The following is a 2666-nucleotide window of genomic DNA, read 5'->3' on the forward strand; positions in this document are numbered from 1 at the left end:
TGTAAATTCCGGTGAAATTGAGCCACCCATTTCGGAGTAAACTGAGCCACCCTGTGGTTGTAGTAGAAACACTGTAAATATCACTGTATTTTCTTATTTCTCAAAGACTGTCCTGCGAGTTGTATTTTATGGGCGGAAGCTGACATTCTGTCCATAATGGCATCGGCTAGAGTGGGGTCATCCAGATAATCATACCAGTTAGAGAAGGGTAACTGGGAGGTGATGATGGTAGCCCCTGTCGCGTAGCGATCCTCCAGGATTTGAAGTAATGTCAGCTTCATATCGTGAAATAGCGGCTGCAAGCCAAAGTCATCCAGGATTAGTAGCGGCGTTTTGGCTATCTGGTTGAGCCATTTGATGTAGGATCCGTCAATCCTGGCGGCAGCCAGCGCTTCGATGAATCGGTTCATGGAGAAGTAGAGGGTTCGGTACCCTAGCATACAGGCACGCCTTCCCAAGGCGCAGGCTAAATAGCTTTTTCCACATCCGGTAGCCCCGGTTAGGATCACATTTTCTGCTTTTTGAATAAACATGCCGTCCCCCAGCAGTAACAGCTGTTCCTGGGTGAGGCCCCTGCTGGCGGAGCAATGAACCTGTTCTAACGTAGCGTGATAACGCAGTTTGGACAGGCGCAGGTACAGCTGTGTACGCTGATGATTGCGGTAGAGGCCTTCGGCCTCAGCGAGCCATGCCAGCATCTGGTGGGCCTCCGGCTGTTGTTGCAGGGGCAGGTCCAGGATGTCCTTGTAACGGTTGGCCATGCCTTGTAGCCGTAGCTGCTGGAGCTGTTCGAGTGTTTTAATGGTATCCATACATTTTTATTGGTTATTGATAATTCTCTTTTCCACGGATATTGCTGTGTTCCGGAGTGCGGAACAGTTCAGCTTGCTGCTGAAGCGGCTGTTGGTCCAGATTGTTAGCCAGGATATCCGCTACAACCCGGTAGGTATACCGGTTGCCCGACAGGGCCCTTTTGCAGGCATTTTCCAGGCGTACGGGGCCGTAGGTCTTTCCCAACCTGATCAGGCCCAGGCAAGTGTTGTAGGTCTGTTCGGTAAAAAGCCTGGCCCCCAATACCAGCGAGAGGTATTGATGTACGGACGGGCCGATTTTTTGCGCCTGGGCCAAGAAATAATCCTGGTCCCAGCCCCTGGTTTCAAAGAACTTCTGATGGCCTTCCGGCATGTGCTCCTTCACGGTCGTGTAGCCGTGCTTCTTAAAGCTCCTGGTGTGTAAAGCTACCCGTTGGTGCTGGTGGAAGATCTCCACCACATCGGTATCGTAGTTGACCTGAAGGGTTTTACCGATGTAGTGGTAAGGTACGCTGTAGTGGTGCCAGTCTTCTCCTAATGTGACGTGGTAGTTCTTTTGCACCTTGGCCTGTACGCTGTGCCGGAGCTGGAACGGGCCAGCCGGTAGCGCTGATAACACGGGCTGTTCATGAAGCATAAAACATTGGCTCCGGCTGTAGTCTTTTCGCTGTAACAACGCCTGGTGGTGCAGGCCCAACTGATGACGGATGCCCCGGTTAAGCTCCTCCAGGCTTTTGAAGGTCTGGTTGCGCAAGGGGGCATAAATACGCTGATACGTAATCCTGACCAAGTTTTCGACATGGGCCTTGTCTTTGGGTTTTCCTACCCGAGCAGCGGTCAGGGCAATATTGTAATGCAGGGCCCATTGATTAAACACTTCTGTGAAAACTGGCTCGTAGCGGCAGCTCTTGCTAACCATCTGCCGCATGTTGTCACACTTGACCGCCTGGGGAACGCCGTCAAAGAACGTCAGGCATTGATTCAGGGCGGATACCACCTGCGGGGTGGTCGCGTTAGCCAGCGCGCAAACATACCCGTACCCGCTAAAAGGCAGTACAGCCACAAATACAGGGCAGCGGATCCATTCACCAGTATCAGGATTTACGTATCCCAGCATATCACCGGCAAAATCGACCATAAGAACCTGCCCGGGCTGGTGTTCAAAATGCATACTGGCCTGCCGCAATTGCTGATGCCGCGACAAGCGTTCACAGAACTGGGTATAGCGGTAGCCATCCGGGTTTTGGCCGATATATTCCTGCCATAAGAGCATCCGGGTAACTCCTTTACGGCCGAGTTCTTTCAAAAAATAGGGAACTCTGTTTTCAAAGTCAGAACGACGATCAGTGGCGACTGCCGCGCTGGGGTACCCCAGCGCGGCAGTCGCCACTTCGGATGCAGCCATGCGGTCTTCCGGCCTGTAGACCAACGTTGATAAAGCCTCATCCTCTAATCCCAACAACTCCTCAAAGCTGAGTGTGCTGGCTAAAAAGCGGTCAACATACTGCTTGACCGTATTGCGTGAGATATTCAACGACCGGGCGATCCGCCGGTGCGATATCCCTTTATGAAGTTGCTGTAACATCATGCGTATCTGCTGCATTGTCTTGGGGGTATTGGCCATGGCATTAGGTTTCTATCCTAAAACATGACCAGGTAAGACGATCTACGCTTCTACGATCTTACAACGGGGTGGCTCAGTTATGCCGGAATGGCAGGGTTTTAGCCCCAGTCCTAATGGCTCAGTTTGACCGGAATACCGGAAAAATCAAACATCCCAAGTGGCTCAATTTGCTCCGAAATGCTGGCTCAGTTTGTACCGAAATAGTGGCTCAGTTTACTCCGGAATATACA

At 51.8% G+C, this 2666-nt stretch carries 2 protein-coding genes; both read right to left on the minus strand.

The features are described from left to right. Positions 1-80: 80 nt before the first annotated feature. Complete coding sequence (gene istB / locus JUB14_RS27585; RefSeq protein ID WP_207510100.1) at positions 81-812, minus strand: IS21-like element helper ATPase IstB; 732 nt, start codon at positions 810-812, stop codon at positions 81-83. Positions 813-825: 13 nt separating this feature from the next. Then, positions 826-2436, minus strand: coding sequence for an IS21 family transposase (gene istA / locus JUB14_RS27590; protein WP_207510101.1), 1611 nt, complete (start codon positions 2434-2436; stop codon positions 826-828). Positions 2437-2666 lie beyond the last annotated feature (230 nt).

Source organism: Telluribacter humicola (assembly GCF_017355935.1).
Lineage (GTDB): Bacteria > Bacteroidota > Bacteroidia > Cytophagales > Spirosomataceae > Telluribacter > Telluribacter humicola.